At 42.6% G+C, this 6,401-nt stretch carries 5 protein-coding genes; all 5 read right to left on the minus strand.

Annotated elements, in window-relative coordinates:
• Nucleotides 1-158: 158 nt before the first annotated feature.
• The 5 genes from ACEW80_RS32285 to ACEW80_RS32305 all read right to left on the minus strand — a co-directional run bounded on the left by ACEW80_RS32285 (nt 159) and on the right by ACEW80_RS32305 (nt 6,288).
• Nucleotides 159-1,169, minus strand: coding sequence for a glycosyltransferase family 4 protein (locus tag ACEW80_RS32285; protein WP_373530520.1), 1,011 nt, complete (start codon nt 1,167-1,169; stop codon nt 159-161).
• 13 nt (nt 1,170-1,182) lie between these two features.
• Entirely contained in the window at nt 1,183-2,118 is a 936-nt protein-coding gene (locus ACEW80_RS32290; protein ID WP_373530521.1) for an FkbM family methyltransferase, read from the minus strand.
• A 193-nt stretch (nt 2,119-2,311) separates the two neighbouring features.
• The gene (locus ACEW80_RS32295) at nt 2,312-3,025 is read right to left on the minus strand and encodes a methyltransferase domain-containing protein (RefSeq protein ID WP_373530522.1); all 714 of its coding nucleotides are present in this window, start codon (nt 3,023-3,025) and stop codon (nt 2,312-2,314) included.
• On the minus strand, nt 3,009-5,099 hold the full coding sequence (locus tag ACEW80_RS32300; RefSeq protein ID WP_373530523.1) for a glycosyltransferase family 2 protein: 2,091 nt from the start codon (nt 5,097-5,099) through the stop codon (nt 3,009-3,011). The genes ACEW80_RS32295 and ACEW80_RS32300 overlap by 17 nt, the downstream gene beginning before the upstream one ends.
• On the minus strand, nt 5,083-6,288 hold the full coding sequence (locus ACEW80_RS32305; RefSeq protein WP_373530524.1) for a glycosyltransferase family 4 protein: 1,206 nt from the start codon (nt 6,286-6,288) through the stop codon (nt 5,083-5,085). The genes ACEW80_RS32300 and ACEW80_RS32305 overlap by 17 nt, the downstream gene beginning before the upstream one ends.
• Between the last annotated feature and the right edge of the window lie 113 nt (nt 6,289-6,401).

Genomic DNA, 6,401 nt, shown 5'->3' on the forward strand with positions numbered 1-6,401 from the left:
TTTGAGAAAATAAATCATCTCGCTAGCCTGGGGCAACACCCATTTTCGCAGTGCGCCTTCAACCACTAAAATAATGAAAACCGCCTTCACACTGTGATGCCAGTTGAGGGATGAAATATAGACAATACCTGCAACAGCTAGTAGAGCAATTAGCATCTTTACTGAATAGCCTTTTCAAAAACTTGTAAATACGCTTTTGCCACTTCCACTTTTTTGTGACGCGACAAATGTGATTGTGATTGTGTTCTGTAAGTAGCCAGTTTTTCAGGCTTGGTTAACAAATCGACTAGCTTATGAGTTAAGGCTTTAACATCTCCGTTAGGGAAAGTTGTTCCACAAGGACCAATTGCCTCTTTTAAACCTCCTTCCTCTGAGCCAATCACCACACAACCACAGGCAATACCTTCTAATGCCACAACTCCAAACGGTTCCCGCCAACGAGATGGTACTACCAGAATTTGATGAGCATTTAATAATTTTGCTAACTCTTTATCAACTTTCACCCCGACAAAATCTACCTGATTAGCAAGGTCTAACTCTTTGGCTTGCCAACGTAATTTAAATTCTTCTGGGCCACTGCCTATAACAGTCAAGCCAGGAGTCATTCCGAGAGCTTTGAGATTAGCTAGGGCCTCTAGCAGTAAGTCTACTCCCTTGTCAGAAACTAATCGCCCTAAAAAGACAAGTTCTTTATCACGAGGAATCTCTGGCATTTCATAGAAAATATCTTGTTGATAAGGATTGGGAATGACTGTTGATGGGGTTGAGACGTGTTCAGCTACAGCTTGACTAACTGAGATGCCGGTAGCAAAACGAATCAGAAAATGCTTCAAATAGTCTTGCCAGCCTAGATTGTCATCCGTGCGAGTGTACCAACCATTGTGCGCTATGACCCAAGGCTTCGGAGTAATCAGCAATGGCCAAATGCCCTTGAGACTGATGTTAGGTTGAAAATAAATTTCACACCAACGAGTTAGTTTTAAGAATTGTTGTAATTTAGGTTGTCGAAACACTTCAAAAGGAAAAAACTTTGAGTCTGTCGCTGAAATTTGTGAAACTAGCTTTACTTCGTGTCCTTGATAGACAAACTCATGAGCGAGTATGGATACAATTGTCTCTAGCCCACCTATGTTAGGATAAAATACAGGAGAATAAATAAGTAATTTCACAACTAAATTAATACTAATTATTGTTTACTCGAAGTGAATTCCAACCTCGCTTTTGCATACGTTTAATGGCACGTGATGGCTCTTTTGTCGCTAGATAGTTGGGCGGCTCCCAAGATTGTGAGTAATCAATCTGACTCGTCATCGGTAGCTTAAGCATTGGTCGCCAAAACCCTTTACATAACCTGAATATAGTATATCCACGTTCTTCTAGAAACTGAGTCACAGAACTAGGGTAACTCCTATGTTCTTCAAAGAGGATGTCACGAATATGCTGTTTAGTAATTATCCTAGCTGCCCCTTGCAAAACTTCAAATTCGTGTCCTTCAACATCTATTTTAATGACATCTATCTGTTCATTAGTTCTTAGAGTTTCATCTAATGTTGATAAAGAAACTATATGAGTTTGGGAAGAATTAACATTAATCTGACCAGAAAAACCTTCTTTGGATGAAATAAGTGTAGCTATTCCCCTATTTTGAATAAAATCAGTAGGTGTTTCCAGTAATCCCTCACCCGATTCGTTTGAAAGTGCTATTTTTTGAGCCTTAATTTGATACCAGCCCATACTAGCCTGCCAACTGTTGATGTTTTCAGATAGCTCTTTATATATTTCTGGCTGTGGCTCATAGCAATAAACGCTACCTGTCTTTCCAACCTTTTTTGCCATGATACTGGTCATGTAACCAATGTTGGCACCAATATCAATGGCAGTTTCGCCTCGATCAATTAATCGCCATAGGGCTTCTGTTACAACCAGATCATAAAGTCCCATTGTCCAAATAGAACGTCCAATGACCTCATAAGGACGAATTTTTATTTTTACACCCCAAGGAAGAAGGACGTCCTTAAATTCATTTATATCTGTTTCGTTTGAACGTAAAATACGATGGTATATCTGAGTCGGTCTCAAAATATATTCCGGTCGCTTCAAATAATTTACAAGTGTCATAATAGTTGGTGTTTGCTGCTCCTGACCTTATCAGTTTGACTGATTTCAAGCACTAGCGTGTCATAGCTGAGGCAAGGGAGTGATTGAACAAGAGCATCATGCAAACCTTGTATTGTCCACTCTTGAAATTGATTTTTTAGCACTTGCAACCTCTATTAAGATTAGGCAGAGATTAGAAAAATTTGGTTCATAATTAAGCTTGAGGGTCTGCAGGTTTTTGTCCATGTCCAATAATTGAGCCACTCAAGAGATCAGCTAAAATTTTCCCAAGTTGGTCTACAAGAAATTTTGAGAGGAATGACTCAAACTGTAAGTATGGTACGCTAGAAATGGCATGAATCTCTACGTTGACAAAGCCTGCATCTTCAAGGTCTTTTCTAAGGCTTTTCCGCGTAAACCATCTCAAGTGTGTGCGATCCATCGTTCCATAATTGGTGTATTCAAACCGTCCTTGAAGTAGCCTCCGGACAACGGAGATATGTGCAATATTGGGAACCACAACATATATGGTGCCGCCCGGTTGCAGAGTTCTCAATGCACTCCTGAGAACTGCCCATGGATTTTGAAGGTGTTCCAAGACATCAAGAAAGAGTATGGCATCGTAATCTGTTAGTCCATTTAAGGAATGTTCATTCTCAACTGACCGAAAAAAGACTCGATTAAGACGGGTTCGGGCAGTCTCGGCAGCCGCTAAGCAGGGCTCAATCCCGTCAACAATACAATCCTTCTCTAATCGCAACGCCTCACCAAACCTACCAGTATCACAGCCAATATCAAGCACGCGGCTGCCAGCACAAATTGCTCTGTAGACTAGACCACGGGAGCCTAAGTCTTTGGCAACGGATGAGAGCGGAAAGTCGTAACTCGGGCGCAGAGAAGCTACATGTTCATTAGTGTTCGTTGCCATAACCACTCCATACTTCACGGATAAGTTGTTGTCTGCCATGCAGCTTATCTGCAAGAATTTCAGATTCTGGTACCAGCCGCTTCCCACCTATTTGTAGAATGGCGTACTCAAAAGCGTGGCGAGTTGCCAATCCAGCCTTGAACAACCAAGGTTGAGGAAGATGTCCATGCTTTGCCAGAAGCCGCCAACGGTTCCTGTGATAGCGCAATACCCGCGTCGATGTAGCTTGGAAACTGCCTCCACCCTCGTGAAATACAGTTAAACTTGGATCGATTTGGACATGCCAGCCAGCAGCACGAAGCCCAAGCGAAAAGTCTATATCTGCGTCCAAAAAGTCAAAACCTTTATCAAAGCCACCAACATCCTCAAAAGCGGTCCGTCGCACTGCCATTGCACAGGAGTAAAGGACCAGGTTGTTTGGGTTGGTTGAATTAAACCTGGATTGGTACAATCCCTCCATTCTCTGTCCAAGTAACAAACCAATTGCATCTGGATCTGCTTGACTTGAACCAGTAGGTTGGTGTTGCTGATCTACAAGTTGAAAACCCAAAGCACCCAATTTTGGGTTGGCTGTAAATGCATGACTGATTGACTCCGTTAAATCCGTCAATGGATAAGCATCACTGTCCAACAGAATTACTACATCCTCTGATAATTTCAAGAAGCCAGTATTGACACTAGCCACATAGCCGCAGTTGTGGTTGTTCCGAACCACTCGCACGTTATCGGGCAGATGCTCAGGTATAGGTTGCTCAGAAGCATCATCAACAACTAAAATTTCCACCAAACTTTTGTTCGACCAGCGTTTGAGTTCCTGAACACATCGAGTTGTTAGTGGCCATGTGTTGTAATTTGTCACAAGAGCTGAAATGGTGATGTTCATAGTTGCTTTTTGCTGCTTTTGGCTTTGATAGTTTGATTGCTGCTCAGTTATTGCTCCTAACTCGGTCGCTACATCACCTGTTAGATATGTGGCGAAAGTCCTAGCTTGTAAGGACAAATTATGAGTTTGATACCAGTTGTAGGCATTGTCTGCGATCGCCTGCACTTCTAATAAATCTCTTAATCCTGTTGTCATGTCATCCGCAATCCAGTAATGCTTTCTAGCTAATATTCCATCTACCGGCAAAGCATGACTTCGAGGGCTGACAGGAAGCAGTCCATGAGCGCAATAAGCGGCAAATATAGTTGATTTCGCTAAATACTCAAGGTTGTAGTTAAAAAATCCAGCTAGGGAGGTTGACAGGATGTCACTGATTTCTGACGCAGACAGTGCGCCCATTTCTACCACCGGCACGCCGTTAACCAAAGATAAAGTTAGACCTGTTGATGTCCCAATATCCAAGATTTCTTTAATTCCTAGCAGTTGACAGGTGTAGCTGAGTTCTACCAAAGATTCTTGATAAACCCGCAACCTATTGCCACAACTGCCAAACACTACTATCCGTCGAGAACGCTCTGCCAAGGGTAACGCTTGCTCTAGTTCTCCAACAGTGGAAAAGACGGGCAGTGTAGGAACTTGGGTCTGTTTGCCTTGACTCAACTTAGATAGAATCTCAGCATAGTGTTGTTTACTGGTGAGACAGCGATCGCTCAGATGTGCTAAACGAGCAGCCAAGTTCCTTTGTAGCGGCGATAGCCAGAAAGCACTTGTCCAAGGTGGTCCAGAAGCAGCAACTTCGTGGAACATTGTCAGCAAGCGCGAGTTAGCGGTGTTGGCTTTCCAACGCTCCAAGCCTTCAACCAGCCAAGCCGGACAGCCTCTGTTGGCGTAACCATAACCTACATAATGTAGCAAGACTGATGTTGGGACTGAAGCTGACTGATTACTGTCCGTCGATAACAGAAAGAACAATGCTTCAGCAGAGCGAACCACCACTCTTTGGATGGGAAAATCTTGAATTGTAGTAGCTCCCTGCCAGTACGGAGTACCAACAATAAAGTGTGTTTCTATTTCGCAATCTTTCCCCAACTGACGAGCCAGATTCAGTGCATAATCCCCTACACCATTAATAGAAGGTGGCAGTTGGGGAACAATTTGGATAATTTTGGTGGGCTTATTTTTTAGCGTCACTTGTCACCGCCTTAAGCGCATCCATCAAGCCTGTATAGTCTTCAGCGAAACTCCAATTTTGAATCCTTGCCAAGCTGCGCTCTCCCATCTGGATCGCGTTTTCTGAATTGCTTAGGAGTTGTCGAAGATGTTCCGCTAGTTCTTTAACGGAACCTACCGGAAAAATATAACCATTTTCACCATCTCTAATTAGATCTACCGCTGCGCCAACCTGCTCACTGACGATTACTGGCTTGGCTGCATTCATAACTTCATTCACAACTAATCCCCAAGGCTCAAAACTGGACGGTAGAACGAATACATCGCACAGATCATAGAATGCAGGAAGCTCTGACTGGTTGCGGAATCCTAGAAAGTGAATGGATTGCCAATTTATTGCTTTTGCTTGCGATTCAAGGTGCGATCGCAGCGCTCCATCCCCAACAAACAGCAAATAAGGCTCTGGTTCCTGCAAACTATCTGGTGACAGTAAGCAGTAAGCTGCCAGTAAATCCTGGGGGCGCTTGATGTCAATCAGTTTTGCTGCGTAGAGGATAATTGGTCTACCAGGCTCTAAGTTGAGCGATCGCCGCAACACCTCTCGATTTGCCTGAGCCTGAATTGCTGTTTTTTGGAAGTACTCATTATTTACTGCATAAGGTATCCAAAATAAACGCTCATCACTAATTCCGTAGTGCTGATAGAATCTGTAATTTAGTGTTCTTATACATATAAACCCAGATACTTTTTGAAATAACCATTTGAGAAAAGCATTTTTGACCAGTTTTTTGACTGGATGAAACGATTCCTGTAATCCATTAGATTCCCCCCTCATTAATATGGGTATTTCTAGAGCCTCTGCCGCCAAGATAGCTTGCAGACTGCAAATCTGCGACCATCCATGTACCCAAATGGCATCAAATTTTCCTAGTTTTAGCTGTTTTGAAATATCGGTGGCGATCGCCTGTCGTAATATACCTGTTAGTTGCTTAGAACCCCAGCAGTCAAGTAATTGATAATCATACCCTTCTGTAAGCGGTATATCCCACTCTATGAACTGACCAAATCCCGAATCGTGGTAGGCTTTTACAGAAAAGTCACTGTAGAAAAATACTTTCAGTTGAATATTTGGTTTTGCTGCAAGTAGACGTAGTAAAGGAACTTGATACTGAATCGGATGAGATACAAAGTAAGCTAAACGGTAGGACATTGTTAGTTTACAAATTTTATATTGTATCAGGCTTGATTTTTGTCAGATCTTGCAAGACACTACACAATCTACATCTGCTACCCCACTTTTTTTCATCAGCCTTTATTTCTTAA

It is taken from the genome of Nostoc sp. (assembly GCF_041747015.1).
In the GTDB taxonomy this organism is placed as follows: domain Bacteria; phylum Cyanobacteriota; class Cyanobacteriia; order Cyanobacteriales; family Nostocaceae; genus Nostoc.

Excerpts from the sequence above, each read along its gene's own strand:
- ACEW80_RS32290 (WP_373530521.1), bottom strand. The coding sequence starts at position 2,118 with ATGACACTTGTAAATTATTTGAAGCGACCGGAATATATTTTGAGACCG.
- ACEW80_RS32295 (WP_373530522.1), bottom strand. The coding sequence starts at position 3,025 with ATGGCAACGAACACTAATGAACATGTAGCTTCTCTGCGCCCGAGTTAC.
- ACEW80_RS32305 (WP_373530524.1), bottom strand. The coding sequence starts at position 6,288 with ATGTCCTACCGTTTAGCTTACTTTGTATCTCATCCGATTCAGTATCAA.